22 protein-coding genes and 2 pseudogenes are annotated in these 26,471 nt (G+C 59.9%); 18 read left to right on the forward strand and 6 right to left on the reverse strand.

Going from position 1 to position 26,471, the window contains the following annotated elements:
• Positions 1–40: 40 nt before the first annotated feature.
• The 3 genes from THECO_RS01075 to clpC are packed head-to-tail and all read left to right on the forward strand — an operon-like array spanning position 41 to position 4,116.
• Positions 41–550 (forward strand): UvrB/UvrC motif-containing protein, encoded by a 510-nt coding sequence (locus THECO_RS01075; protein WP_015253237.1) that lies wholly within the window; start codon positions 41–43, stop codon positions 548–550.
• Between the two features lie 29 nt (positions 551–579).
• Positions 580–1,656 carry a protein arginine kinase gene (locus THECO_RS01080; protein WP_015253238.1) on the forward strand — a complete coding sequence of 359 codons (1,077 nt, stop codon included), beginning with the start codon at positions 580–582 and terminating at the stop codon, positions 1,654–1,656.
• Positions 1,657–1,659: 3 nt separating this feature from the next.
• Entirely contained in the window at positions 1,660–4,116 is a 2,457-nt protein-coding gene (clpC, locus tag THECO_RS01085; protein ID WP_015253239.1) for an ATP-dependent protease ATP-binding subunit ClpC, read from the forward strand.
• Between the two features lie 295 nt (positions 4,117–4,411).
• On the opposite strand, the pseudogene THECO_RS01090 reads toward clpC, so the two are convergent.
• Positions 4,412–5,745: pseudogene (locus THECO_RS01090) on the reverse strand (IS1380 family transposase).
• 727 nt (positions 5,746–6,472) lie between these two features.
• Between THECO_RS01090 and THECO_RS22640 the strand changes: the two are divergent.
• From THECO_RS22640 to THECO_RS01130, 9 genes and pseudogenes are all read left to right on the forward strand, one after another.
• Positions 6,473–6,976, forward strand: a pseudogene (locus THECO_RS22640) (radical SAM protein); the annotation flags it as partial.
• Between the two features lie 45 nt (positions 6,977–7,021).
• Complete coding sequence (locus THECO_RS22450; RefSeq protein ID WP_269724213.1) at positions 7,022–7,561, forward strand: SPASM domain-containing protein; 540 nt, start codon at positions 7,022–7,024, stop codon at positions 7,559–7,561.
• A complete protein-coding gene (locus THECO_RS01100; protein ID WP_015253240.1) occupies positions 7,533–7,829 on the forward strand; it encodes a PqqD family protein in 297 nt (98 codons plus the stop codon). Before THECO_RS22450 ends, THECO_RS01100 begins: the two co-directional genes overlap by 29 nt.
• A gap of 53 nt (positions 7,830–7,882) precedes the next feature.
• Entirely contained in the window at positions 7,883–8,524 is a 642-nt protein-coding gene (locus THECO_RS01105) for a S24/S26 family peptidase (RefSeq protein WP_041853738.1), read from the forward strand.
• Positions 8,512–8,769 carry a 4Fe-4S dicluster domain-containing protein gene (locus tag THECO_RS01110; protein ID WP_015253242.1) on the forward strand — a complete coding sequence of 86 codons (258 nt, stop codon included), beginning with the start codon at positions 8,512–8,514 and terminating at the stop codon, positions 8,767–8,769. Before THECO_RS01105 ends, THECO_RS01110 begins: the two co-directional genes overlap by 13 nt.
• Positions 8,770–8,837: 68 nt before the next feature.
• Positions 8,838–10,556 carry an ATP-binding cassette domain-containing protein gene (locus THECO_RS01115; protein ID WP_015253243.1) on the forward strand — a complete coding sequence of 573 codons (1,719 nt, stop codon included), beginning with the start codon at positions 8,838–8,840 and terminating at the stop codon, positions 10,554–10,556.
• A gap of 31 nt (positions 10,557–10,587) precedes the next feature.
• Positions 10,588–12,294 carry an ATP-binding cassette domain-containing protein gene (locus THECO_RS01120; protein ID WP_015253244.1) on the forward strand — a complete coding sequence of 569 codons (1,707 nt, stop codon included), beginning with the start codon at positions 10,588–10,590 and terminating at the stop codon, positions 12,292–12,294.
• A gap of 14 nt (positions 12,295–12,308) precedes the next feature.
• Entirely contained in the window at positions 12,309–13,298 is a 990-nt protein-coding gene (locus THECO_RS01125; protein WP_157373495.1) for a glycosyltransferase, read from the forward strand.
• Between the two features lie 27 nt (positions 13,299–13,325).
• Positions 13,326–14,699, forward strand: a complete 1,374-nt coding sequence (locus THECO_RS01130) for a glycosyltransferase (protein ID WP_015253246.1) — start codon at positions 13,326–13,328, stop codon at positions 14,697–14,699.
• A gap of 86 nt (positions 14,700–14,785) precedes the next feature.
• On the opposite strand, the gene THECO_RS01135 is transcribed toward THECO_RS01130, so the two are convergent.
• The 4 genes from THECO_RS01135 to THECO_RS01150 all read right to left on the reverse strand — a co-directional run bounded on the left by THECO_RS01135 (position 14,786) and on the right by THECO_RS01150 (position 18,418).
• Positions 14,786–15,790 carry an SPFH domain-containing protein gene (locus THECO_RS01135; RefSeq protein ID WP_015253247.1) on the reverse strand — a complete coding sequence of 335 codons (1,005 nt, stop codon included), beginning with the start codon at positions 15,788–15,790 and terminating at the stop codon, positions 14,786–14,788.
• A gap of 24 nt (positions 15,791–15,814) precedes the next feature.
• Positions 15,815–16,618 carry a TPM domain-containing protein gene (locus THECO_RS01140; RefSeq protein WP_015253248.1) on the reverse strand — a complete coding sequence of 268 codons (804 nt, stop codon included), beginning with the start codon at positions 16,616–16,618 and terminating at the stop codon, positions 15,815–15,817.
• The gene (locus tag THECO_RS01145) at positions 16,615–17,640 is read right to left on the reverse strand and encodes a TFIIB-type zinc ribbon-containing protein (RefSeq protein ID WP_015253249.1); all 1,026 of its coding nucleotides are present in this window, start codon (positions 17,638–17,640) and stop codon (positions 16,615–16,617) included. The genes THECO_RS01140 and THECO_RS01145 overlap by 4 nt, the downstream gene beginning before the upstream one ends.
• An 88-nt stretch (positions 17,641–17,728) precedes the next feature.
• Positions 17,729–18,418 (reverse strand): PspA/IM30 family protein, encoded by a 690-nt coding sequence (locus THECO_RS01150; RefSeq protein WP_015253250.1) that lies wholly within the window; start codon positions 18,416–18,418, stop codon positions 17,729–17,731.
• Between the two features lie 178 nt (positions 18,419–18,596).
• Between THECO_RS01150 and THECO_RS01155 the strand changes: the two genes are divergently transcribed.
• The 4 genes from THECO_RS01155 to pssA all read left to right on the forward strand — a co-directional run bounded on the left by THECO_RS01155 (position 18,597) and on the right by pssA (position 23,007).
• Complete coding sequence (locus THECO_RS01155; RefSeq protein ID WP_015253251.1) at positions 18,597–19,526, forward strand: alpha/beta hydrolase family protein; 930 nt, start codon at positions 18,597–18,599, stop codon at positions 19,524–19,526.
• 105 nt (positions 19,527–19,631) lie between these two features.
• Complete coding sequence (radA, locus tag THECO_RS01160; protein ID WP_015253252.1) at positions 19,632–20,996, forward strand: DNA repair protein RadA; 1,365 nt, start codon at positions 19,632–19,634, stop codon at positions 20,994–20,996.
• A 26-nt stretch (positions 20,997–21,022) separates the two neighbouring features.
• Positions 21,023–22,099 carry a DNA integrity scanning diadenylate cyclase DisA gene (gene disA / locus THECO_RS01165; protein WP_015253253.1) on the forward strand — a complete coding sequence of 359 codons (1,077 nt, stop codon included), beginning with the start codon at positions 21,023–21,025 and terminating at the stop codon, positions 22,097–22,099.
• A gap of 170 nt (positions 22,100–22,269) precedes the next feature.
• Positions 22,270–23,007, forward strand: coding sequence for a CDP-diacylglycerol--serine O-phosphatidyltransferase (pssA, locus tag THECO_RS01170; protein ID WP_015253254.1), 738 nt, complete (start codon positions 22,270–22,272; stop codon positions 23,005–23,007).
• Positions 23,008–23,095: 88 nt separating this feature from the next.
• Here pssA and THECO_RS01175 read toward each other — a convergent pair whose 3' ends face one another.
• Positions 23,096–23,482 (reverse strand): hypothetical protein, encoded by a 387-nt coding sequence (locus THECO_RS01175; protein WP_015253255.1) that lies wholly within the window; start codon positions 23,480–23,482, stop codon positions 23,096–23,098.
• 187 nt (positions 23,483–23,669) lie between these two features.
• Here THECO_RS01175 and THECO_RS01180 point away from each other — a divergent pair, with 187 nt between their 5' ends.
• Together THECO_RS01180 and THECO_RS01185 are read left to right on the forward strand one after the other, a co-directional pair.
• Positions 23,670–24,764, forward strand: coding sequence for a PIN/TRAM domain-containing protein (locus tag THECO_RS01180; protein ID WP_015253256.1), 1,095 nt, complete (start codon positions 23,670–23,672; stop codon positions 24,762–24,764).
• 208 nt (positions 24,765–24,972) lie between these two features.
• Positions 24,973–26,319 (forward strand): ISLre2-like element ISTco2 family transposase, encoded by a 1,347-nt coding sequence (locus THECO_RS01185; protein WP_015253257.1) that lies wholly within the window; start codon positions 24,973–24,975, stop codon positions 26,317–26,319.
• Positions 26,320–26,471: the final 152 nt, after the last annotated feature.

Genomic DNA, 26,471 nt, shown 5'->3' on the forward strand with positions numbered 1-26,471 from the left:
CCTGCATATTGATAAGGAAGGTTCGAAAGGAGGTTGCCCCATGCTGTGTCAAGATTGCGGGAAACGCCCGGCGACGCTTCATTTTACGAAGATCGTCAACGGCGAGAAGTCGGAGTTTCATTTCTGCGAGTCATGCGCGCGCGAGCGCGGGGAGATGATACCGGGCACGGCGAACGGTTTCTCCATCCACAGCCTGCTGTCCGGCTTGCTCGACTTCGAACCGCCAGGCGGCGGACAAGCCGCGCAGCCGCTCCGGTGCGAGACATGCGGGCTGACGTACAGCCAGTTCAGCAAGATCGGACGCTTCGGATGCAGCGACTGTTATCGTTTCTTCGACGGCAAGCTGGATCCGCTGTTCAAACGGGTGCACGGCAATACGGTCCATGTCGGCAAAGTGCCGCAGCGGACCGGCAGCCTGATCCGCTCCAGGCGGGAGATCGACCGGCTCAAGCGGGATTTGCAGGAGCGCATCGCCCGCGAAGATTTCGAGAGCGCGGCGCGCATTCGCGACCGGATCCGCGAACTTGAGCGCAGGCTGGCGGACGGTTGAAGCCGGGTACAAGGAAGGAGGGGACTCGGGTGGACAAACGTCGTTTTGCGCGTGAAGCGCTCAGCGAGTGGATGCGGCACGGAGGACCGGATTCCGACATCGTCATCAGCAGCAGGGTGCGGATCGCGCGCAACCTGAACGGGCATCCGTTCCCGATGCTGGCGACGAACCAGCAGGCGCGGGAAGTGATGGAGAAGCTGACCGGCGTCGTCCGGGCGGGCAAGTTGGATGAAGTCGGAAAGTTTGATATTTTTAAATTGAGTGATCTCAGCGAGCTGGAGAAACAGGTGCTGGTCGAGAAACATTTGATCAGCCCGGCGCTGGCGAACGAATCGCGCTGCGGGGCGCTGATCCTCGACCGCACCGAATCGGTCAGCATCATGGTGAACGAAGAAGACCATCTTCGCATCCAATGCCTGTATCCGGGCTTCCAGGTGAAGGAAGCATGGACCAAAGCCAGCCGGATTGACGACAGGTTCGAGGAAGCGGTCGATTACGCGTTCGACGAGAAGCGGGGGTACCTGACGAGCTGCCCGACGAACGTCGGGACGGGCATCCGCGCATCCGTGATGATGCATCTGCCCGCGCTCGTCATGACGCAGCAGATCAACCGCATCCTGCCGGCCGTGACGCAGGTCGGTCTTGCGGTGCGCGGCATATACGGTGAAGGCAGCGAGGCGCTCGGCAACCTGTTCCAGATCTCGAACCAGATTACGCTCGGGCAGTCGGAAGAAGAGATTATCGACAATCTCCACAACGTGGCCCGGCAAATTCTCGAACACGAGAAAGCGGCGCGCAAGCGTCTGCTCGCCGAATCCCGCGTAAGGCTTCAGGACCGGGTGTGCCGTTCCTTCGGCATTCTCTGCCACGCGGCCGTCATCGACTCGAAGGAGGCGGCGCAGCGGCTGTCCGACGTGCGGCTCGGCGTCGACCTCGGGCTCATCCCGAATGTGCCGCCCGCGGTGATGAACGAACTTCTGGTGAAAACGCAGCCCGCTTTTCTGCAGCAGACGTTCAACGAGACGATGAGTCCGGATCAGCGGGACATCCGCCGCGCGGAGATGATTCGGGAACATTTCAAGACATTCAGGCATGGAGGTGCATGAGGCATGATGTTCGGAAGATTTACAGAGCGCGCGCAGAAGGTTCTCGCGCTGGCGCAGGAAGAAGCGGTTCGTCTCGGTCACAACAACATCGGAACGGAACATATATTGCTGGGATTGATCCGGGAAGGGGAAGGCATCGCCGCGAAGGCGCTGACGGCGCTCGGTCTCGGCCTGGAGAAGATCCAGGACGAAGTGGAGTCGCTGATCGGACGCGGCCAGGAGCAGCCTGCCAACATCGCGTACACGCCGCGGGCGAAGAAAGTGATCGAGCTGTCGATGGACGAAGCGCGCAAGCTGGGCCATACGTACGTCGGCACGGAACATATCCTGCTCGGCCTCATCCGGGAAGGCGAAGGCGTCGCGGCGCGCGTGCTGAACAATCTGGGCATCAGCCTGAACAAGGCGCGCCAGCAGGTGCTGCAACTGCTCGGCAGCAGCGAGGCGATCTCGAGCAGCCACGGGGCGCCGACGAACGTCAATACGCCGACGCTGGATGGCCTCGCCCGCGACCTGACGGCGGCGGCCCGCGACGGCAACCTCGACCCGGTGATCGGCCGGAGCAAGGAGATCGAGCGGGTCATCCAGGTGCTCAGCCGCCGGACGAAGAACAACCCGGTGCTGATCGGTGAGCCGGGCGTCGGCAAGACGGCGATCGCCGAAGGGCTGGCGCAGCGCATCGTGGCGAACGAAATTCCGGAGACGCTGCGCGACAAGCGCGTCATGACGCTGGACATGGGTTCGGTCGTCGCCGGCACGAAGTACCGCGGCGAATTCGAAGACCGGCTGAAGAAGATCATGGATGAGATCCGCCAGGCCGGCAACATCATCCTGTTCATCGACGAGCTGCACACGCTGATCGGCGCCGGCGGCGCCGAAGGCGCGATCGACGCGTCGAACATTCTGAAGCCCGCGCTGGCGCGCGGCGAGCTGCAATGCATCGGCGCGACGACGCTCGACGAATACCGGAAATACATCGAGAAGGACGCCGCTCTCGAACGGCGGTTCCAGCCGATCATGGTCGAACAGCCGACGCCGGAAGAAGCGATCCAGATCCTGCACGGGCTGCGCGACCGCTATGAGGCGCATCACCGGGTGAAGATCACCGACGAGGCGATCGAAGCGGCCGTGAAATTGTCGGATCGCTACATCACCGACCGGTTCCTGCCGGACAAGGCGATCGACCTGATCGACGAAGCGGGATCGAAGGTCCGGCTCCATTCGTACACGGTGCCGCCGAATCTGAAGCAGCTTGAAGCGCGTCTCGAGGAAATCCGGAAGGAGAAGGACGCCGCGGTGCAGAGCCAGGAATTCGAGAAAGCGGCCGCGCTGCGCGACACGGAACAGAAGATCCGCGAAGAGCTCGAGACGACGAAGAACATGTGGAAAGAGAAGCAGGGCCGCACCGATTCCGAAGTGACGCCGGAAGATATCGCGCAGGTGGTCTCCAGCTGGACCGGCATCCCGGTCAGCAAGCTGAAGGAAGAGGAAACCGAGCGGCTGCTGAAGATGGAGGAAATTCTGCACAGCCGCGTCATCGGGCAGGACGAAGCGGTCAAGGCGGTCGCCCGCGCCATCCGCCGCGCCCGGGCCGGCCTGAAAGATCCGAAACGGCCGATGGGCTCGTTCATCTTCCTCGGGCCGACCGGCGTCGGCAAGACCGAGCTCGCCCGGGCGCTGGCCGAAGCGATGTTCGGCGACGAGAACGCGGTCATCCGCATCGACATGTCGGAGTACATGGAGAAGCATTCGACCTCCCGCCTCGTCGGCGCGCCTCCGGGTTACGTCGGCTACGAGGAAGGCGGCCAGCTCACGGAGAAAGTGCGCCGCAAGCCGTACTCGGTCGTGCTGCTCGACGAGATCGAGAAGGCGCATCCGGAAGTGTTCAACATCCTGCTGCAGGTGCTCGAGGACGGCCGTCTGACCGACTCGAAGGGCCGCGTCGTCGACTTCCGCAACACGCTGATCATCATGACGTCGAACGTCGGCGCTGATCAGATCAAGCGGAACTCGACCCTCGGCTTTACCGCGGTGCAGGATTCGGGCCGCGAATTCAACCAGATGAAGGATAAGGTGCTCGCGGAGCTGAAGAAAGCGTTCCGGCCGGAGTTCCTGAACCGGATCGACGAGACGATCGTGTTCCACTCGCTCGAGCAGGAGCACATCAACCAGATTGTCACGCTCATGTCGGATGAGCTGCGCAAACGGCTGCGCGAGCAGGAAGTCGACTTCGAGCTGACGGATGCGGCGAAGGCGTTCCTCGCGAAGGAAGGCTTCGACCCGCAGTACGGCGCGCGTCCGCTGCGCCGCGCGATCCAGAAGCATATCGAGGACCGGCTGTCCGAAGATCTGCTGCTCGGCAAGATCAAGAAAGGCGACAAGCTGACGATCGACGAGCGGAACGGCGAACTGGTCGTCATTCCGGCGGGATCGATCACCCCGGAGGAAGCGCCGTCGAAATAACGCGCAAGCCGGACGGGCGCCACGGCCCGGACGGAGTCATCCGCAACTCCCCACACGGAGGAAACCTCTGTGAGGGGAGTTTGTTTTATTCCTGAATCCGTGAACATCCTTATCGTTTTGAAGTGACAGATGCAAAAATATGCCTTAATATGCCTTTCTCTCCTGAGATGGTCGTGATGAAGGAATATTCAATGTGACTTGAAGCCTCATAATGGCCTGAAATCCAAATCAGTGGATGCCAAATAAACCTGGCGAACCGCAGGTCATGAACAAAACGATTCATGTTCATCCGGATTCATGCAAACGCCCGATAAACCCTCTCCAGAACGGGTGACCATGGACTGTGCTTTCCGAAGTTAAAGCATAGACCGCGCGCATGTCGTACCAACCGAACAGCCATGTAAATCATATTTTGAATGACGGTTCGGATTCGACGACGTTTCACATTGTTGCGAATGGGCGCATCGTCCTTGCGAAGGCTCTCCTGACCGATGATGCGCAGCAGATTGTAAGCAAACACGCCTGCGTGCAGTACGAGATTATTGGCCGCAAATTTCCCGGATGGCAACCGCTCCAAATCCAGATCCGTCTTGATTTCACTGTGAAATTGTTCGCTGGTGCCGTGATCCCGGTATAACTCGATGACCCGCCATGGTCCGCAGCGAAGCGAAGTCCAGTACACGCTCACTTCAATCTCGGGAACAAGCAGGATTTGCCCATCTCGGTCAATCGTTCGCTCGATCACGTGGAAGACTTGCCGAAGGGGGAGTTAAATCCTTTCTCGGGAAACTCGATGAACCCGACATATTCCTTCTTGCCCTCGCGTTGCTCGCAACAAATGCCCGAGGATTCGGCGATGCTGAGCCACGCCTCCTTGGGGGCCTTGCGAAGGTTGGCTTTGATAATGTAGTCCACGTTTTCACGGTGACACACATGCAGATTCTCGATGCTGTCGTTTCCCGCGTCCATGCGGACGAGAATCGGCAGTTCCGTTATGCGCCGCGCATACGCAATGCTCCGGGTTAAAAAATCAACGGTTCCGTTCTGGACGTGCGTGCGGCCTTCCCGCAGTTCGACATTGACGCCGTAACCCTCTTGGCCCAGATAAGCAAAGATCGGCGCGTACCCGTCCACGCCTTTGTACGTTCGGGAAACGCCTTCTTTCCTCGTGCCCGAGTTGTCGAAAGGGGAAACGTCAATATCCAGCGGTACGTAGATGTCCGTTCCGGCTTGAAGCCCTGTCAATGGCGCCTGGACGCGGCGGAGCAGATCGGCCGATTCCTCAAGAAGAATGTCATTCCATCCCGCCTCTTCCGTTTCGGCCGCGCGTTCCAAACGCTGCCGGAGCGTCGGGCTGGAGGGCACTTTCTGCAGTTGCAAACAGATCGGAAATACATCGTCGTTCCGAAACGGCTCAATGTGATCGAAATCGCTTTTACCTTGACACAGCAAGCCGATGTAGCTTTTCATCACGTCGGAGTGGGAATGAAACGGACTTTCCGCCTTCGTGAGGCGTGAACGGTTCAGGCGTTTCGTTAATCCGGTATGGGCAAGTAAGGCTCCCACCGTCGCAAGACCAGCATGTGTGGAAAGAATGAGTTCTTTGGACCGAACAAACTTGATTTTCATACAGCACCCCGCAGGTGAATGGTTGCGAAGCTTCGAATACCTGAATGATTCGTCTTCGGGGCTGCATTTGCCTGCTTTCTCCTTGTATTTATTCGTCGAATGATCACGGATTCAGGTTATTATAAATCCTCTAACAATTGGGGATATTGAGCCAATATATACTTGAAGGAATAAAATTACTTTTTTATTATTGTATTGGAATTGAGCTTGTCCCATGGCGAGCGAGGTGCAAACCGGCAGGCCGCGCATTTCTGCTTGCCTTTGGGAGTGGAACGCTTGACAGACTGCAGATATCCCGCCAACCGATTTGTAAGCGATTGCAGTAATCGCTTCCACAACAATCACCGTTCCCGCTACACGTGAAAGATGCCTGTCGTTGACCCGAGGGTGGGCAACACGTGTGAAAGGAGGTGATAAAGCTATGCGGAAGTACAGCAAACCGATCATCCGCAAGGTTGAGGCTGGCGCTTATGCGGCTTGCGCTTGCGCGTGTGGTTCTTTTTCCGGCAGTGGTTCGGGATGCTAAGTACTTATCCAGTCGAGGGAGGGCCCGCCGCGGCCTTCCCTCCCCGATCCATCATGTGCGTGGCAAAGGAGGGATCTCATGGCGGAACTGATCCGGGCGGGCAACGATGAACGAACGGTGAGGCGTATTGTCAACATGCTGCTCCTGTACCGGGTCGGTTACCAGGGGGAAAGGCCGCCGGATTACGATTATTTCGAATCGATGCAGAAGCAGGGGGTGGGTAAGGTTCCGCCGCACTACGTCTATTTTGTGACCACATACAAGTGCAACCTCAACTGCATCTACTGCTATGCGGACAGCGGTCCGGGCCGTTCCATGAAAGGCGATATGGACACCGAAGAAGCCATGGACATGATCAACCAGATCAAGGATCTGGGTACGAATACGATCGTCTTTACGTGAGGCGAAGCCTTCCTCCGGAAAGATCTTCTCGTCCTGATGGCGCATGCCAGGCAGATCGGGCTGCGCGTGAACGTCATCAGCAACGGCACGCTGATCACGAGCAGGGAGAAGGCCGAAGAGATCGCCAAGCTGGTCGATCTGTTCACGATCAGCCTCGACTCGCTGAACAAGGAGGAGCATGAGGCGAACCGCGGCAAGGATACATGGGACCGGGTCATGCGGGCCATCGGCTATTTGCAGGATGCCGGCGTCCGTCTGAAGCTCAATCAGACGGTCACCCGGCACAACCTGAACGCGGTAGAGCCGATGGTCGAGTTCACGAAGCAGCGCTCCATCCGGCTCAACATCATGCCCATCGTCCAGTTGGGCAGAGGTGATGACCGATCGCAGGGGCTCACCTTCGCCGAGCGCAGGCGCATACTCGATCGCATCGAGGAGCTGCAGCTGGAAGGCGCCGCGCATGACGACTGCCGATCGTTGGGTGTAAAGCAATTTGAGCACAGGCGGCAGTGCGGACACGGCACCGGCGAGTTCTCCATCGACGCCAGGGGCAATGTGTTTCCGTGCAAACTCATGCACCATCCGTTGTTCTATGCCGGTTCGATCCGCGAGAAGCCGCTGCGGGAGATATGGGAGACGTCTCCGGTGTTCGAAGCGGCCCGGAACCGTACGGTTCATACGCTGCCCGAGTGCATGAAGTGCACATTCCGGGAATCGTGCGGCGGAGGATGCAGAGCATTCCACTGGGGCATGACCGGCGACGTCAACGGAACGACACAGCTCGAATGTTCCGGCATACGCCGTGGCATTCGCAAGAAAATGGTCGCGTATTTCAAACTGGCGGGAGGGAAGCGCGCCGATGAGCAGACGGTTTCAATTGGCCGGTGATGTCTTCTATGACGAGAACATCGAAGGGATTTTCATCCTGACCGGCGCCGGCGAAGTCTACGTGCTGGAGGATGATGTGAGCAAAGCGGTCTGGCATTTCATCACCGAGAAGCCGAGGACCGTCGAAGAGGCGCAGCGGGAAATTCGCGGCAGTTTCGAGATTTCGCCGGACGATACGGTTGATGAAGACATCCGGGACTTCATATCCACCCTGGAGAAATTGGGAGTGCTTGAGGAATGTCCAAACTTGACGGAAGTGAGTTCCTGATCCGCGCCCTGCGGAACGGAAGATCGGTGGCATTCCGGATACAGGGGGATTGCATGCATCCGTTGCTGCGGAACGGACAGACCGTCAACGTCTTGCCGGTTCGGAAATTGCGGATCGGGGACATCGTCCTCTATCGCGACCGGATGAACCGGTTTTTGGCGCACCGCATCATCGAGATATCGGGGGATTGGGTGGTGACGGCCGGAGACCGCAACAAGATCGCCGATCCTCCGATCGCGATGAGCGAGGTGCTGGGGATTGTGGAACTTGCGGACGACGAGCGCGAAGCGCAATGCGGCGCGGACTGGTCGCCGGTTGTATACATGAATCCCGCCGTGGCGGGAATCGACGATTGCCGCAGGTGGTCGGAGTCGCTGGCGATTGACATTGTGCCGGAACCGGACCCCTTCACGAGGGTGGATGAGCTGAAGAAAGCCGGAAGCCGGATGCTGCTGATCCACCCCGGAGCGAGGCGGCATGTGTCCGAACTGCCGCCGTTCCACGGAGAAATCTCGATCTTTATCGGCTACGAAGCGGGCCGAACGACCGATCGCGCGACGGGAACCATCGGGGTAACCGATGTCACGTTCGTCGCAAGAGCGTCGACGGCGTTCTGGCAGGAAAGAGACATCGCGCTCGATCTGGGGGTTGCGGTCGGCTTCGGAGCGGGAAGGAGAAGGTCATGGCTTGGGTAATCACTCCGCCTTGCGAGGGCGAGAAGCTCGCGAAATGCGTCGCGGTATGTCCGGAGAACGCGATCGAGACGTCCGAGGAAGCAGGCCAGTATTACATAAATCCGTACAAATGCACGGATTGCGGCCTCTGCGATCTGACATGTCCCGTCGCGGCTATATTCCCCGCGGCGGCGGTGCCGAAACAATGGCGGCACAGCATCGAGGAGAACCGGCTCTTTTTCGAAACACGCGGACAATCCGGGTGACGCGACCGGCTCCGGATAACGAAACGCTCCGCGGATGCGGGTGATGATCGCGGGGGAAGGAGAGTCGTATGGGCAGAATCGTTGCATCGATGAAACAGGCGGGGAACATCCTGAACGCGGGAGACATGAGCAATTGGCTCGCGTTCGGCCTGATCGTCCTGCTGGGGTTGTGGCCCGGAATTGAGGTATGGCTGGTCAAACAGGTCGTCAACTTCGTCGACCAGAACAGCCGTAGCGATGCGATCACTTACATCCTGATCATGGCGGGACTCGGCGCCATCGCCATCCTGCTCTATGGGCTTCATCCCTATTTTCTGCGCAAAGTCAAGGACCGGATCTACGAGCGGCTGTCCCTGAGGCTGTTCAGCCTGGTGGACCGGACGACGGTCAACGACTGGATCCGGGCCGATACGAGGAACAGACTGGCGAACACTTCGGAATCGGTCTCCTCACTGTATCACGAAGGCATCGACGGGTATGCCGCGCTGCTGCAGACGATGCTGACGGGACTGGCTCTGACGTGGGTGCTGCTGCTGACGGCCTGGTGGGCGCCGCCGTTGATTCTTGCAGGGGCGCTCTTGAATGTTTATCTTACCCGGAAAGCCGCCGCGAGAGAGACCGCGTTCCTGGGCGGCATCGCCGAACAGTCGCGCCTGGAATCGGCGTTCATGGAATCGCTTACGTCATACAAGCACGCCAAGGAAGTGCGCGTCTTCGGCATCGCGGATTGGCTGCGCGGCAAGTGGCGGCACGAGTATGACGCCATCGCGCGGAAGACCATCGGCCATACGGTCCGCGTCTCCGCCCTGCGGCTGGCGAGCAATCTCTCGACGAGCATCGTCACCTTGATCGTGCTGCTCGCGGGATTGTGGAGGCTTCATGAAGGCGCGCTGGGTGCCGGGGACATCGCCGCGCTTCTGGTCGGCGGCCTGTACCTGGAACAGTTGCTGAACATGGTGCTGACCCAGGGCAAGCATTGGCTCGGACGCAAAATGTATTTGGCGCCCCTGTTCGACGACGCCGCGGACCGGCGGCAGACGGAACGTCCGGAAGCCGCGTCCGGAGCGCTTCGGCCGGACATGGCCGTCCGTCTGACCGATGTCTCGTTCAGCTACGACGGCCGCAAGCAGGCGCTGTCAGGCGTCAGCCTGGACATTCCGAAAGGGACGAAGCTGGCGGTCGTCGGACCGAACGGTTCGGGCAAAAGCACGTTGATGCACATCATCGGCGGCATTTTGAAGCCCGATACGGGCACCGTGCAGACGGACGAAATCGGCGGCTTCTGTCTGCAGGATTACGGACGCTACAAGCTGTCCGTGGAAGACAACGTGATGCTGGGCGATGTTGACCGTCCGGATGCCGCGCTGGCGAAGCAGCAGCTTCGGCATGTCCGGGCTGATTTCGTTGCTTCGCTGCCCGGGAAGGAGAAGACCATGCTCTGGCCGGAAATTGGCGGCGTCGATCTGTCCGAGGGGCAGTGGCAGCGGATCGGGATGGCGAGAAGCCTTTACCGGACGGCGTACCGGTCCGGTTCCATCGTCATTCTGGATGAGCCCACCGCGTCGCTCGATCCCGACGCGGAGCTCGAGCTGCTGACATCGGTGATGGAGCAACTGCGGGATTACACGGTGATCTTCGTCATTCACCGGTTGGTCGGATGCGCGTTCGCCGACAAAGTGTTGATCATGGAAGCGGGCAAGGTGTCGGACTACGGCCCGCATGATCATTTGTTGAGGACGAACCCGCTTTATCGGGAAATGTGGAAAGCTTCATCATCGTTCATGTAAACAGGGCATTGATTCTCGGGGGCGATGTGCCGTGTGGCTGATCCGTTCAAGACGATTTGTCGGCGTATTGCCGTGGATGATTTTCACGCTGGTTGTGACGCTGTGTGCGGGGGCGCTTCCGGGATACCGCATCTATCTGTTCGGATCGGCGATCGAGCAGATTGCGGCTGGCCGGCCCGAAAGTCTGATTCTGTTCACGGCGGCTCTGTTCGCTACCGCAACCATCGCGGAGAAACTGCTTGACGCGGTTTCCTCGATCGCGTCGGAGGGGCTTCACCTGAAAATAAGGCGAATCGCCAGGGAAGAATTCATGGACCGGTTCGGCAAGGTCGAGTATGTCCGGTTCCTGGACGAGGACTACATGAAGGACGCGGAGAAGGCGGCGTCAAGTCTCGGCAGGGGACACCGCCTGTTCACGCTTGGCTTCGACGTGCTGCGCTCGGGGGCGATGCTCGTCAGCCTCATTGTCGCGCTGTTCTTCGTGACGGAAGTCGGCGCCCTCGTCATGCTGGCGGCTCTGGCGCTCATCATCTACAGGCAAATGAAGCTGGGGCGCGCGATGTTCAACCTCGAAAACGAGCTGGCGGGCGAGCGCATTCGGGAGAAGTACTACCGAAGCGTCCTGCTGGACGGCGATCTGGGGAAAGAGCGGGCGCTGTTTCGCCATATGCCTTACATCGTGAAGCTGTGGCGGGACGTCTTCCGTGAAATCAGCGGCAGAAACCTGTCGTTCCTGCTGAAATCGCAGCGCGTCACCGTCCTGCTGCAGATCGGCCAGCTCCTGCTCATCACCGGGGTCTATGTCGCGGTCATTCTGACCTCGAAGGCGGCGATCGGCGGCATGATCATCGCGTTCAAGCTCGTGGATGAGATGCTCGGCAAGGCGAACGCGTTCGTGCTGGAGCTGCGGCTGCTGACGCAAGAGCTGCTGATCTCGACGAATCTGATGAAGTTCTTGCGGCAGCCGGTGCCGGCGTCGGATCATCCGACGATCGAAATCCGGGAAGAGATCGAACTGTCCGGGGTCGGATTCCGTTATCCTAACGGCACCCGGGATGTCCTGTCGGAGATCGACATGCGGATCGGAACCGGCCGATTGATCGGCCTGGTCGGGCCGAACGGCGCGGGCAAGACGACGCTGTGCCATATCATCAGCGGTCTCCTAGAGCCGACGCGGGGGGAAGTCCGCGTCGACGGACGGCCGGTCGCGGCCGCCGCGAGGCTCGGGGCGGTGGCGGTCGCTTACGCCGACTTTGCCCAATTTCCGCTTGCCGCGAAAGAAAATATCGGCTTCATGAATGAACCGGGCGCCGATGCGGCGGGAATGGCGGAAGACATCCTGCGCCGCGCCGGAGAGAGGCGAATCGGCCAGGGATACACGGAAGCCGTCGACCTCTCGGGAGGCGAATGGCAGCGGCTTGCCGTGGCGCGGGCGATCTCGAACACGAAGACGGTCGTGCTGCTGGATGAGCCGACGGCGGCGATGGACCCGATCACGGAAGGGGAGGTCGTGGCGAAGCTGAAGCGATTCGTCGCCGAGGGAAAGGCGGCCGTCCTGGTCGCGCACCGCGTCAGCACCGTCATGCAATGCGACATCGTCTATGTGATGCGGAACGGGACCATCGCGCAGGTCGGCAGCCCGAAGGAGCTGATCCGGGAAGAGGGCATCTTCAGGGACATGTACGGCGCCCAGGTGGCGCTCCTGCAGGCGTCGGCGCAGGTCGAAAGCGGATCATGAAAGGGGGAATCGGGTTGAACATTCTGCTCATTTCGCGGGGGAACGGATTCGGGCACGCCAGGCGGGACATGTTGCTCGCCCGGGCGCTTCAGCGGGCGGGGCACGAGGTGACGATGGCGTCCTATGCCAGCGCTCTTGCGCTGCTGAAAAATTTTTACGACGGTCGATTGATCGACCTCGGACTGCCGGCCTTCGGCAACGAAGCGGAGCGGGTGCGGAAGCTGCTCGATCTGTTCCGTGACGTTGCTCCGGAACTTGTCGTTTCCGACGAAGAACTGCTCGCCCTGCCGATCGCGGTCAGTCAGGGCATACCCGTGTGCTTCGTCACGAACTGGCTGGATGACAACCGGGAAATGCTCGGTTATCTGCGGATGGCCGACAGCATCGCGGTGGTCGATATGGAAGACCACTGGCTGTTCCCGATTCCGGATGCGATCCGGGAGAAAATCCGGTTTGTCGGCCCGGTGCTGGACATCTCCCCGATCGAACGCAACCCTTCCGACCAGATCGTGGTGACCGCCGGATCCCCGACGATCGCGGATGCCCGCTTCTTCGCGAAGGCCATCCAGGCCTTGAAGCCGGACCGCCGGTATCGGAAGCTGATTTACGGCGGGACGCTGACCCGATCGCTCGAGCGGCTCAAGGACGATTCCGTCCGGTTCGTGCTTGACCAGACGACGTTCCTGAACGAGGCGGCGTCAAGCCGGCTGGTCATCTGTCGGGGAGGGCACACGACGCTGTGGGAGCTGGCCGCCCTGGGCATTCCGGGCATCGCCATTCCCCGCCCCGCGGACGTCAATCCGTACAACGCGGTTTACGCAAGGCAGATGGCGGCGCGCAACGATATCGAATGGCTGGACGAATCGGAGTTGACCGAGGAGACGCTCGCGCTAAAAGTCGAATCCGCGCTTGGCCGACCGTTCGCGTCCTATCGGCACACCGGCGAAAGTCTGGAACGTCTGCTGGAAGCCGTGCTGGATTTGTCGCCTTCGATTGCCCAATGACTACGGCACTTCGCGGAGAAAGGGGTTGTGGAGTTGCAGGTAACGGTCATCATTCCGACTTACAACGGTCCGGACTGGCTGTCGCGAACCTTGCGCTGTCTGTGCCATCAGGATGTCGATCCCAAGGCGTTCGAGGTCATCGTGTGCGATGACGGCTCGAGCGACAACACGAAAGAAGTGGCCTGCTCGTTCGATTCGCGGCTGGATTTGCGGTATTGCTACCAGCCGGACCGGGGATTTCGCGCAGGAACGGCCCGGAACATGGGGATTCGGCTGGCCAGGCAAGAAATTTGCGCCTTCGTCGATACGGGCGTCATCGTGGGCGAGGACTTCATCCGGAGCGTCGTCGATTTTCATCGGCGGCACCGGAGAGCCGCATGCATCGGCATAGTCCATGGTTCGAAAATGAGAGACGGGACTCATCCGTTGGTGAGGTATTTCAGGCAGATATCGATCTCCGAACATCCGGAACAATGCCTGAAAAGTCCGATGCTGAGAGCTTATCCGGATGCCAGGCAGCCGATTTTCGATCTCTGGGGCCATGACCTGAACCGGGGATCGGCGCCCTGGAGTCTGTACTGGACTAGTCTGGTCACCGTGGAGACGGCCGTTGCGTCGGAGGTCGGATATTTCGATGAAGGATTCGTCGGGTGGGGGCACGAGGACATCGAATTCGGGTACAGACTCTGGAAACACGGCGTCCGCTTCTACACGGACGACCGGATCAGGGGACTCCATCTCCCGCACGAACAGGCGGCGCCGCCCGAAGCGACCAGCAAGAAGAACCTGGCCTATTTCTACTCGAAACATCGGGAACTGCCCGTCGAGATGCTGCAGCTGGATTTGCCGTACGGATTGGATCTGGTGCTGCCGCATCTATACATGGGTGTTGAAATGCTGCCCCGGGATTACGAAACGCTGGACCCGGGCGCCTTCATGCCCGCGGACGGCAAAACACTTCTGGTCGGCTGCCTGTCTCCCGAATCGGCGAAGAGGCTTCAGGCCGATGCGATCTGTGCGATCGGACGGGAAACGGCGGATCGCATCCGCGAGGCATGTCCGGACGCGACGGTCGAGGACAGGCTGGGCGCCGTCCACCCGTGCGGAGACAAGCATTACGACGTCGCCGTGGTGACGGACATATGGCGAATACTCCCGGCGGAGCTCCTGAGCGCGATGTTGAACGAGCTCGATCGGGTCGCCCGCCGCGTCTTCCTGTTCCGGAGCGAATCCCTCGAACTGGGCGAATTGCCCATTCCCCCGGCTCCGCGCATGCCGGATGGCTGCGGAATGGAGACGGTATGGCACAGGGGAGACCTGACGGTATACGGCCTGACGATCCGGCGGGAAGAACGTCCTGCCGGCGTGCCGGATGTTGCGGGCGGGCAGGCGACAGGATAAATCATCGGTTGGTAAAAAACATGCCACCTCCCCGAGCGGCGAGATGGCATTCTTGTTTGCAATATAAAGAAAAGAGCGCGGACAGGTCACACCAGCTTGTGCCCGCAGTTCGAGCAGAAATTGCCTTCGCCCGCCTTCGTTCCGCAGTTCGGGCAGAAGTTCGGCCGGACGGCGCCGCCGGACTGCGGCGTCTGCACGGCGGGCTGCGGCTGAACCGGCTGCGGCCGGGCCGGCTGTTGCTGCGCCGTCTGCTGATTCATCTGCTCCAGCATCTTCCCGGCGACCTGCATGCCCATCATCATCCCCGCCATATCCGCCGCGGTACCGCCGCCCGCCATCTTGCCGGAGGCCATTCCCTCGGTCATGGCGATCTGCTGGTACCGGCCGATGTCGCCCACCATGCCCTGGGAAGCGACCTTGTTGATCATGTCCTGGACTTCCTTCGGATAGTTGAAGCTGATGATGTTGAAGCCGGTGATCGAAATGCCGCTCTTCATCATCTCCATGTCCAGGTCCTCACGGATGCCCCGGCCGATCTCGAAGGAATTGGCCTGCAGGTTGAACATGTCCTTGCCTTCCCGCGTGATCCACTTCATCAGCAGCTGATCGAGCACGGCGCTGATCCGGAGGCGCACGTCTTCGACCAGATATTGATCGCGCACGCCGGCAATCTGGTCGATGAGCGTCACATAATCGCTCACCTTGAAGGTGAACGTGCCGTTGGCGCGGACCGGCATGCCGCCGGGGAACCCTTGCGCCGGGATGTTGATGACGTTGGGCGTCCCCCATTTCACGACGAATTCCTTCGTGCTGACGAACAGCACTTCCACCCGCATGCCGCTGTTGAACCCGAACTTGAATCCCTTGAGCGTGGACAGGAACGGGATGATCTGCGATTCGATATCATACTCGCCTTCATCGCGGAAGATCCCCTCGATCTTCCCGTTGTTCAGGAAGATCGCGTCCTGTCCCGGGCGGATGATCAACCGGCTGCCCTTCTTGATCTCGTCATTCTTCCACTTGTAAAAAATCATGTCGTCGCGAAATTCCTGCCATTCCACCACATTCGCGAACTGCTTGCGGAAAAACATGACCACTCCTCCTCGCTTCGGTAATCAAAACTTGCCCCTGCTGCTGCTGAAGGAACGTCCGCCCGGCGTGACACCGCCGCCGCCACCGCCTCCGAAGCTGCCGCCGCCGGAGGAAGGCTTCTCGATCTTCGTCCGCGTGACGGTCTTGTTGATGAAACGATCATGCTTGGCGACAATGCCCGATCGTGTTTCGTCCAGATAGGTGCGGGCGTTCACGGTCACCCGTCCGCCGGAGTTGATTGCCATGAAGCCGACTGCCACGCCGGCGACAACCAGGGAGACGGCTGCCTGAAACCAGAACTTGAACAAAATATTGTCCGGATTGACGCCGGGACGGTAGCCCATGTATTGATGCGCCAGCTTGACATACCTCTCGAACGCTTCGTAGTATTCGCCTTCCGAGAGGGAGGGCGTAATCTTCGTGCGGATTTTGTCCAGTCTTCCGGAATCGAGCCGCGTTTCGGCCTTGCCGAATCCGGCTAGGAACACATCCCGCTCCTTCAGGTCAATGGCCAGAATCGCCGCGTTGCCGTGGGGCTTGTCATAGCCCGGCGCGGTCTCGTCGTAGAAGTGCGCGACGTAGTCCTGAATGTCCATGCCGCCGGTACCGTTCAGCGTGATGATGATGAAGTCGGTTTCGCGATTTGCGCCCAATCTGGCGGCAAGGCCGGCGAGTGCGGCCTCTTCCTCGTCGGAGAGCAATTCCGCGTAATCGTACACCAGAGGCCCGCTCGCGGCCTGAATCGCTTGCGGTGTGCTCATCAGTCCGATTCCGAACACCAGCAGCAAGAGCATCGTAAAGCAGGCGTTTCTCCTCCGTCCGTTCACAGGAAACCGCCTCCCATCGCCAAGGACAAGAACTTCATCGCCAGAAACACGCCGGCCGCAATGCCGCCGAACCAGGCGGCGATTTTCCCGTAGCTGAGCGGAGGCTTGCCGACCACCTTGCCGGTCTGGCCGTTCATGACGAAATTGTGCTCAAAATTATCGTAATCATAGACGACAAGCCAGACGGGGAGCAGCACGTAGTGGCTTTTCACGTTTCGCGTCTCGATATCCTCCGACAAGCGGGTAACGGTGGTGTAGCCGGACAGGCTTGAACCGATGGCCGACTCGATGTAGCTGTGGATCTTGTTTTTGGCCCGATCCAGCAATTCGGCGTCCGTAAACTGATATTTCTCCGCCAGGTAACCGGCCAGATACGGCGGTTTGAACTCCTTCAGGCCGCTGTATTGATAGGGCTCCAGACGGTCCATGAAACGGTCGTCCATTTTCACGGATGCGTCAACGGGAACTTTCACGTAGTGGAGATCGAGCTCGCGGTAGACGTCGTAATAGCTGGTCTCGGTGTACAGGTAATCGCCGCTTGTATAGGTGCGGACCTTCGTGGCGGTGGCGTTCACCCTCGCCCGGCTGTTCAGGTCGTACAGCCAGAACGGCACATAGATGCCCGTGATGTTCTTGATCCGGTCGGCCGTCATGAAGCCTTTCGGCGTAAGCAGCCCGTTCCGGCACCATTTCTTGAACGCCTTGATCGCTTCTTCCTTGCTGATGGTAAACGGGATGACGTAATGCGGCGACTGGTCGCCCGTCACCCGTTCCGCGATGACGACGCCGGCGCCGCAGAAACTGCAGGTTGTCGCGGCCGTCTCGGGCAGCGCCATGAGATCGGCGCCGCAGTTGTTGCAATGCCAGGTGACGGTCTCTGTCGCCTCCCCCGCCGGTTCGCGCGGAACGTCCATCTCTTCGATGTCCAGCCGCGTGCGGCAGGAGGGGCAGGCGAGCTTTCCCGTATCGGCGTCATAGATCATGTCGCTTCCGCAGTGCGGACATTTGTAATGCAGGACCAAAGCGCGTCACCCCTTTCCGTTCGAACCCGATAAGCCGATCCTGACAAGAGAAAAAAGCCGCGGCCTCTTGCGGGCCGCAGCTTTCCGGTCAAGCTTGTTCCTTGCCCTGAATGCGCGCTTTCAGAGCGGCCAATTCGTCGTCGATGGACGTCCCCGAAGGGGTGTCATATTTCGCTTTCAGTTCTTCGATATCGTCCGTGGCGCCCGCGTTCAGCTCGGCCAGCGCCTCGGCTTTGTCGAGCTCGCGGTTGATCTTGTCTTCCATGCGCTCGAATGCGGCGAGCGAGCGGCCGGAATCCGTCACCGACGATGTGATCTGATTGATCCGCTGCTGCGTCTTCGCCACCGACCATTTCGCTTTCAGCATCGCCCGGCGTTTCTCCAGCTCGCTGATGTCGCTTGCCAGCTTGTCATGGAGCTGCCGCATCCGCTCGGCGTTGGAAGCGGCGATCTGCCACGCCTTGTGCAGCGACTCGGCGTTCGCGGCCGCAGCCGCTTTCCGTTCGAGAAATTTCCGCGCATCGGCTTCGTTGCCGGCTTCGAGCGCCTTGATGGCATATTGCTCGAGCTTCGCGATCTCTTCCTGGTTCTCGTCGTATTCCCGCTTGGTGCGGCGCTCTTCGGCGATGACCGCGGCGGTCTCCGACTTCACTTTCCCCAGGTCGCTGTTCAGGTTGCGCAAGTATTGGTCAATCATTTTTTCCGGGTCTTCCGCTTTATCGAGCAATGCATTGAAGTTTGCGGCCATGATGTCCCTGAAACGTGCCAAAATGCTCATCGTTCCCAGCCTCCCGTTCATAATGGATGCGAATCGCCAACTACAGTATTTGATACTGTCCGGCCGGGGAAAAGGTTTCAACCAGGTTCTGCAATCTGGTAAACTTTTAGAAAGCGGATACAAATAACGGACTTGCGAGTGAATAGCTCTGCAAACCAGAAGGCGGGTGCATGGACGGATGACCTGGGAACTCGCAGATCCCGGCAAACAGAAGGCGCGGCGGGAGGCTTTGTACGCCCTGCTCGGCAAACTTCCCGAGCGGCGAGGCGTACCCGAAGCCAGGACGGTTGATTCGAGCGTCGAGGGCGGCATCAAGATCGAGAAGCTGATCCTGGATCTGAACGGATTGGAGCCGGTGCCGGCGTACTTTCTGAAGCCGGCCGGCGCGGAAGGCCGGCTGCCGCTCGTCATCTACAATCATTCGCACGGCGGCTACTACGACGTCGGCAAGGAGGAAGTGTTGCGTTCGGCGCCTTATCTGCTCAAGCCGGCTTACGGGGAAGCGCTGACGGCGGAAGGGTATGCGGTGCTCTGCATCGACCATTGGGCGTTCGGCGAGCGCAGCACGCGGACGGAAAGGCAGATTTTCAAGGAAATGCTCTGGCGCGGCCGCGTCATGTGGGGGATGATGGTGTTCGACAGCCTGCGCGCGGTCGATTACGCGGCGTCCCGGCCGGACGTCGATCCGGAGCGGATCGCCACCCTCGGCATGTCGATGGGCAGCACGATGGCCTGGTGGCTGGCGGCGCTTGAACCGCGCATCCGGGCCGTCGTCGACATCTGCTCGCTATCCGAGTACGATGCGCTGCTTGAGACCGGAGCCTATGACGGGCACAATCTCTACTATTTCGTGCCGGGGCTGCTGGAACATTTCCGCGCCGCGGAGATCAATGCGCTGATCGCCCCGCGGCCGCACCTCAGCCTGGCCGGCGAACATGACAAACTGACGCCGGTGCAGGGGCTCGACTCGATCGAGCGGGACATGCGGGAGATTTACCGGGCGCTGGGCGCGGAAGACCGGTGGCGGCAGCTGCGGTTCCCCGTTGGCCATGAAGAGACGGAGGAGATGCGGCGGGAGGCGCGCGCTTTTCTGCGGAAATGGCTATGATGGCGGATTGATAGAGAACGTTTGTTCGCAATTCTCTTTCTTCCGGACGCCGAAAATGGTAAACTTGGAATGACAATTTGGCGGCGGAAACGGAGAAATCGAAGCATGGCGAAGATCAAGACGAAGTTTGTCTGCACGGAGTGCGGCACGGAATCGCCGAAGTGGATGGGCAAATGCCCCGGCTGCGGCGAATGGAACTCGATGGTCGAGGAGCGGGAGACCGCGCACAAAGCGCAGGCGGCGTCCCGCGCCTTCCAGACGCAAGAAAAACCGAAAGCGATCATACACATAGAAGGCGGGAGCGAACCGCGAATCGAGACGCGCATGCGGGAACTGAACCGCGTGCTCGGCGGCGGCGTCGTGCCCGGATCGCTCATCCTCGTCGGCGGCGATCCCGGCATCGGCAAGTCGACGCTGCTGCTGCAGACCTCGCACGAGCTGGCATCTGCCGGGCGGACGGTGCTCTACGTATCGGGCGAAGAGTCGGTCCGGCAGACGAAAATGCGGGCGGACCGGCTGGGCGCGCTGCATGAGCGGCTGTTCGTCCTGTGCGAGACGAACGTCGAGGCGATCGGCGAGGCGATCGAGCAGGTGCAGCCGGATTTTCTCGTCATTGACTCGATCCAGACGGTGTATGAGCCTTCCGTTCCTTCAGCGCCCGGCAGCGTGGCGCAGGTGCGGGAATGCACCGCCTGGTTCATGCGCGCGGCGAAAATCCGGGGGATTGCAACCGTGCTGGTCGGGCATGTTACGAAGGAAGGCGCCATCGCCGGTCCGAGGCTCCTGGAACATATGGTGGACTGCGTCCTTTATTTTGAAGGCGAGCGGCATCATTCGTACCGGCTGCTGCGGGCAGTCAAGAACCGGTTCGGCTCGACGAACGAGATCGGCATCTTCGAAATGTCGGAAGCCGGCCTGCGCGAGGTGGCGAATCCGTCGGAACTGTTCCTGTCCGAGCGTCCGCTCGGCGTCTCCGGTTCGACGGTCGCCGCCAGCATGGAGGGAACGCGGCCCGTGCTCGTCGAACTGCAGGCGCTGGTCGCGCCGACGATGTTCCCGTCTCCGCGGCGCATGTCGGCCGGCATTGACCATCAGCGGATGGCGCTGATCATCGCCGTGCTCGAGAAGCGGATCGGCCTGTTCCTCCAGAACCAGGACGCATACCTGAACGTCGCAGGCGGCGTCCGGCTGGACGAACCGGCGGTCGATCTGGCGGCCGCCGTCAGCCTGGCATCCAGCTTCCGCGACGCCCCGGCGCGGCCGTATGACGTCATCTTCGGCGAAGTGGGGCTGACCGGCGAAGTGCGCGCCGTCTCCCGCGCCGAGCAGCGGGTGAAGGAAGCGGCCAAGCTCGGGTTCAAGCGGGTCATCATGCCGGAGCGAAGCATGAGGGGCTGGAAGCCTCCGGAGGGCATCGAGATCATCGGCGTCGGATCGGTGGAAGAAGCGCTCAGCGTCGCATTGGGTTAGACGGCAGGGCAGGAGGCTGTACGGTCATGAAACCATCGAATCCGCAGGATGTGATGAACCGGCTGCTGCAGCTTGTCGCTCCGGGAACGCCGTTCCGCGAAGGGCTGGAGAATGTGCTGCGGGCCAAGACGGGCGCGCTGATCGTCGTCGGGTACGGGCCGGAAGTGGCGGCGGTCGTCGACGGCGGTTTCGCGATCGACTGCGAATTTACCCCCAATAACTTGTATGAATTGGCGAAAATGGACGGCGCGATCATCCTGAGCGGCGATCTGGAGCGCATCCTGTACGCGAACGCGCAGCTCATTCCGGACAGCTCGATCCCGTCGAGCGAGACCGGCATCCGCCACCGGACGGCGGAGCGGGTGGCGAAGCAGACCGGCAAGCTCGTCATCTCGATCTCGCAGCGGCGCGGCGTCATCACGCTGTATCAGGGCGATCTGCGCTACGCGCTGAAAGATATCGGCGTCATTCTGACGAAAGCGAATCAGGCGATCCAGACGCTTGAGCACTATATGACCGTCTTGCGCCAGGACTTCACGAACCTGTCGGCATCCGAATTCGAGGAGATCGTCACGCTCGCGGAAGTGGCGTCCGTCATCCAGCGCATCGAGCGTGTGCTCCGGGTGAAAGCCGAGATCCAGCGGTATATTCACGAGCTCGGCACGGAAGGCCGGCTCATCCGCATGCAATTGGAAGAACTCGTCGGCGGCATCGAGAATGAATACAAACTGCTGCTCAACGACTACGCCAAGAATGTCGAAGCGGACAAAGTCCGCGAAGTCGCGGCGTCGCTCGGCAGGCTGACCATCGAGGAGCTGCTGGACCCGGCCGTCGTCGTCCGCCTGCTCGGGCATCCGCACGCGCAGGCCGGCGCGGAGGAACCGGTCCGGCCGCGCGGCTTCCGCCTGCTGAGCAAGATCCCGCGCCTGCCGTCCGTCATTCGCAACAATCTGGTTCAGCGGTTCGGCAGCCTGCCGCGGATTCTTGCGGCGACGATCGAAGAGCTCGATGAGGTGGACGGCGTCGGCGAAGCGAGGGCCCGCGCCATCCGGGACGGTCTGCGGCGCCTGCAGGAACAAGTGTTCATTGACAGGCACATCTGATATTCATTAGAATAGGGTGAATCCCGCTCCCCGACATTGTTCGAAGATAAGCCTTGATAAGCTTTTCGCTTGCCAATCGGCTTGTCTTCCACCGCAGAACGGATGCGCCCGACCGAGTGGACGACGCGAGACGTTTTGCTTGGGGTCACAGAAGAGATGAGGTGGAGCAGATGATCACGAAGTCCATACCGAGCCTGATCACGATCGGCAACCTGTTCCTCGGGATTGCCGCGATCATGCTCGTGTTCCACGGAAACCCGGAACTCGCGGCCCTGATGGTCATCTTCGCCATGCTGCTCGACGGCGTGGACGGCCGAATCGCCCGGGCGCTGGACGCGCAGTCCGACTTCGGCAAGGAACTGGACTCGCTGTCCGATGTCATATCCTTCGGCGTTGCTCCGGCCTTCATCATGTACGTCGCCGCGTTCCAGGATGTGAACCCGGCAGCAGCCTGGATCATCACGGCGATTTTCCCGATCTGCGGCGCGCTTCGGCTGGCGCGGTTCAACACCGCCTCCGGATCGCCGGGTTATTTCGTCGGCTTGCCGATTCCGGCCGCAGGCGTCGTCGTCGCGACGCTGGCGCTGTTCTACGAAGACATTCCCGTCATCGTATTGATGATCACCACGCTGGCGCTGTCGTTCCTGATGGTCAGCAACATCAAGTATCCGAATTTCAAGAAGGTCGGCATTCCGCGGCAAGCGGTATGGATCGTGCCGCTGATCGTGGCGGTCACCGTCGCGCTCGGCCTGCTGTTCCCCGACCATCTGCCGAAGATCGTCTTTATTCCGCTTGTGCTGTATGCGCTCTACGGACTAAAAAAAAACGTTGACCGCCGCATCGCCAAGAAGAAGCGGGCCCGTGCCCGCCAGGCGGAAGAGTCGACGCAATCCGAACACACGGCTTAGAGCCCAAGCAAACAAGCCCGAGGACATGCATCCGCTGTCTTCGGGCTTTTTCGTCGTTCCGATCGGTGGTGCAGACGCCGGCCGGGGATCAGGTCATGTTGAAAATGCCCAGCGTGGCGCATTTCTTCGATTCCTCTTCGAGCACGTCGTCCAGCTTGATGTCGAGCAGATTGGCGAGCGCGCCCATGTAGAACATCTGCTTGCCGAGCTCGGCCTTCAGCACGTCCCGGCAGTTCTCGCACAACGTTCCCGAGATGTGATGGTCGAGCTTCAGCTTCAGCTCTTCGATATCGAGTTCGCTGCGGAAATCCTGCTTGCGGGCGTGCAGCTCGATGCACCCGCACTCCGTGACGGCCTTGGTGACGGCTCGGTTCACGGAAGCGCTCGATTGTCCGTGCTTGGACAACACATCCAACAGACTGCGATGGCGAAGCAGCAGCTCGGATACCTGCCGCTGAAAATCCTCCAGCGTCATCCTTCCACCTCATTTCGAGAATGTGGTTCACGATTTCCATTATAGAACATGCAGGGCCGGATTTCCAAAAGAAGATTTCTTAATAAACGCGATTGTGCACGGCGGAATCGGCCGCTTTCCGCGAAAATCGCCTCCCTACGGTTAGGGCGTCCAAGATCGGCGCATAATTGTAACGGAGGTGAAGAATATGGCGGTCAAACGCACGATCCAGGTGCTGGGCCTGATTCTCGGGGGAATGGCGGGCGACTCGCTTTACGCCTGGACCCATGGCACCGCACTCTGGAGCGGTTACGGCGATTGGTTCCGGTCGGGCAATTACTATACCAATGTCGCGCTCGGCGCGCTGATCGGCCTCGCGGCCGCGACGATGCTGGCCGGGCCGGCGGCGCGATGGATGCAGCAGGGCGCGGAACGCGCGGCGTCCATCCCGACGATCGATCTGGCGGCGGGCGGTCTGGGGCTGACGGCCGGTCTGGCGCTGTCGGCGCTTCTCTATCCGGCTGCTGCGGGATTGCCCGGTGCAGGGTTTGTCGTACCGGCGGTGATGACGTTATTTTTCGGTTATATGGGGATGCGCATCGGGCTGAGCAAGAAAGAAGAACTCGCAAACCTCGTCCGGATGCTGCTGGAACCGCGTCAGGCGCCGGCGCCGGAGGAAACCGAACCGCGGCACGAGGAGCACAAGATTCTGGATACCAGCGTCATCATCGACGGAAGGATTGCGGATATCTGCAAGACCGGATTCATCGAGGGTACTCTGGTCATTCCCGAATTCGTTCTGGAAGAATTGCAGCATATCGCCGATTCTTCCGATCTGCTCAAGCGGAACCGGGGACGGCGCGGGCTTGACATTCTGAACAAGATTCAGAAAGAACTGGACGTGAAAGTGCTGATCTACGAGGACGACTTCGACGAAATCGGCGAAGTGGACAGCAAGCTGGTGAAGCTGGCGAAGGCGCTGCACGGCAAAGTGGTGACGAACGATTTCAACCTGAACAAGGTGTGCGAGCTGCAGGGCGTGTCCGTCCTGAACATCAACGATCTGGCGAACGCCGTGAAGCCGGTCGTCCTGCCGGGCGAGGAGATCGTCGTCCAGGTCATCAAGGACGGCAAGGAGCACGGCCAGGGCGTCGCCTATCTGGACGACGGCACGATGATCGTCGTCGAAGGCGGGCGCGACTTCATCGGATCGACGATGGAAGTGCTCGTCACCAGCGTGCTGCAGACTTCGGCGGGGCGCATGATCTTCGCCAAGCCGAAACTGCTCGAGAAGGCGCAGTAAGCGGCGGATTGCCATTGCCGGCTTGAGGCCGTCCGACGGCACCCGGCTCCTGACGGAGCGGGGCCGCTCGGGCGGCCTTGGCGTGTTTGAAGGCGTTAGTGTAAAATCTTCGTGGGTGTAGGAATTGGAAAAAGCGGACATAGAAAAAGAGCTTCTCCCTTGGTAAAGTGATGTTTGTCCACAACACACCAAGAAGGAGGAAGCTCCTGTGAGCAACATTACCACAACAATGCCGACAATGAAAGAGATTGAGCAATGGATATTTCGGAAAATGCAGGAGGAATTCGCTCGTGCGATGAAGCAGGTGCTGGAGGCGCTGGATCAGCAGATCTTGGAGCAACGGGACCGAGAGCGTTATCGAGTAAAGGACGAGCGTGAAACAAGCGTCAACACAGTGTTCGGGAATGTGCGCTTTAAGCGGAGATTGTACTGTGACCGTAGAAGCGGCAAACACGTGTATCTGCTGGATCAGCTGTTGCAATTCGAAGGGCGCGGGAAAGTCAGTCCGCATTTGGAAGAGACAGCCATCGCATTCGCCAGCCAAGGACCGTCGTACCGGGACAGCGCTAAGCGGCTGGAGCAGCTCCTGGGATACAATGTGCTGAGCCACCAAGCGATCAGGGAAAAACTGATTGAGCGTGCGGAACAGCCGATGTCTGAGGTGAAGCGACGCCCAGCGCGAGTATTGTTCGTGGAAGTGGATGGGCTATACACGAAGCTGCAGCGGAGCAAGAAGCGTGGGATGGAGAACGCAATCGCTGTCGTACACGAAGGCTGGGAGAAGAGCGGCAAGCGAGTGCGGCTGAAGAATAAACAGCATTACCTGCATACGAGCGGCGGCAACTTCTGGGAAGGGTTCGGGGACTTTCTGGTGGAGCGTTACGAAATCGACGAGAACACGTGGCTTGTGGTGAACGGAGACGGCGCGGGGTGGATCGGGGAATGTACATCCTACTTTCACCAATGCCTGTACATGCTGGACCGCTTTCATGTGGCGCGTGATTTGAAACGTTTTGTCGGACATTTACCGAAGGTGTGGGAGACCGTGAGACGGTCGCTGGCCAAACAGGACGCAGCCGCGCTTATAGCGGCCTTAGAAAGCGTAGCGGAGCAAGAGATAGCGGAAGAGAACCGGAAGGATTGGAAGCGGTATAAAAGCTATCTGAAGCGGCACGAGAAGCATTTGGACGACTACCGAAAAACACTCCAGGTGAAGGGGATCGACACAAGCGGTATGCGCCCGATGGGAAGCGCGGAATCGCAGATGCGCATATTCGCCAAGCGGACGAAGCGTGGCGGGTACAGTTGGAGTGAGCGAGGCGTCAGGGCGATGCTGTGGACAATGATGAGGATTAAAGAAGCCGGCATGGTTGTAAGAACGGTTGAAGGACATGCGAGTATGCAAGCAACGTCACAACAGCCAATAAACATGCGGCAATTGCTCAAGAACGTGACGCAACCAGTCAAGGGTTGTATCGCTGGAATGATTCGCATGCTGCAAGGACCGAAGCAAAGCAGCACAACGGGTATGGCACTCAAAGCTCTTCGCGGATAATGGCAAAAAAATTCTGACAAATCACTTTTATTTGATGAAAGAACGAAGCAAAGCGCTTACAAGGAAGAGGTTTCCTTTGGGGTTCGCGTTCCAAGCATCTTAAATGACTGCCCACGCTAGCTTGACACTGACTTTGAAGGCACCGGCGTTGA

This window comes from Thermobacillus composti KWC4, assembly GCF_000227705.2.
GTDB classification, from domain to species: Bacteria; Bacillota; Bacilli; order Paenibacillales; family Paenibacillaceae; genus Thermobacillus; species Thermobacillus xylanilyticus.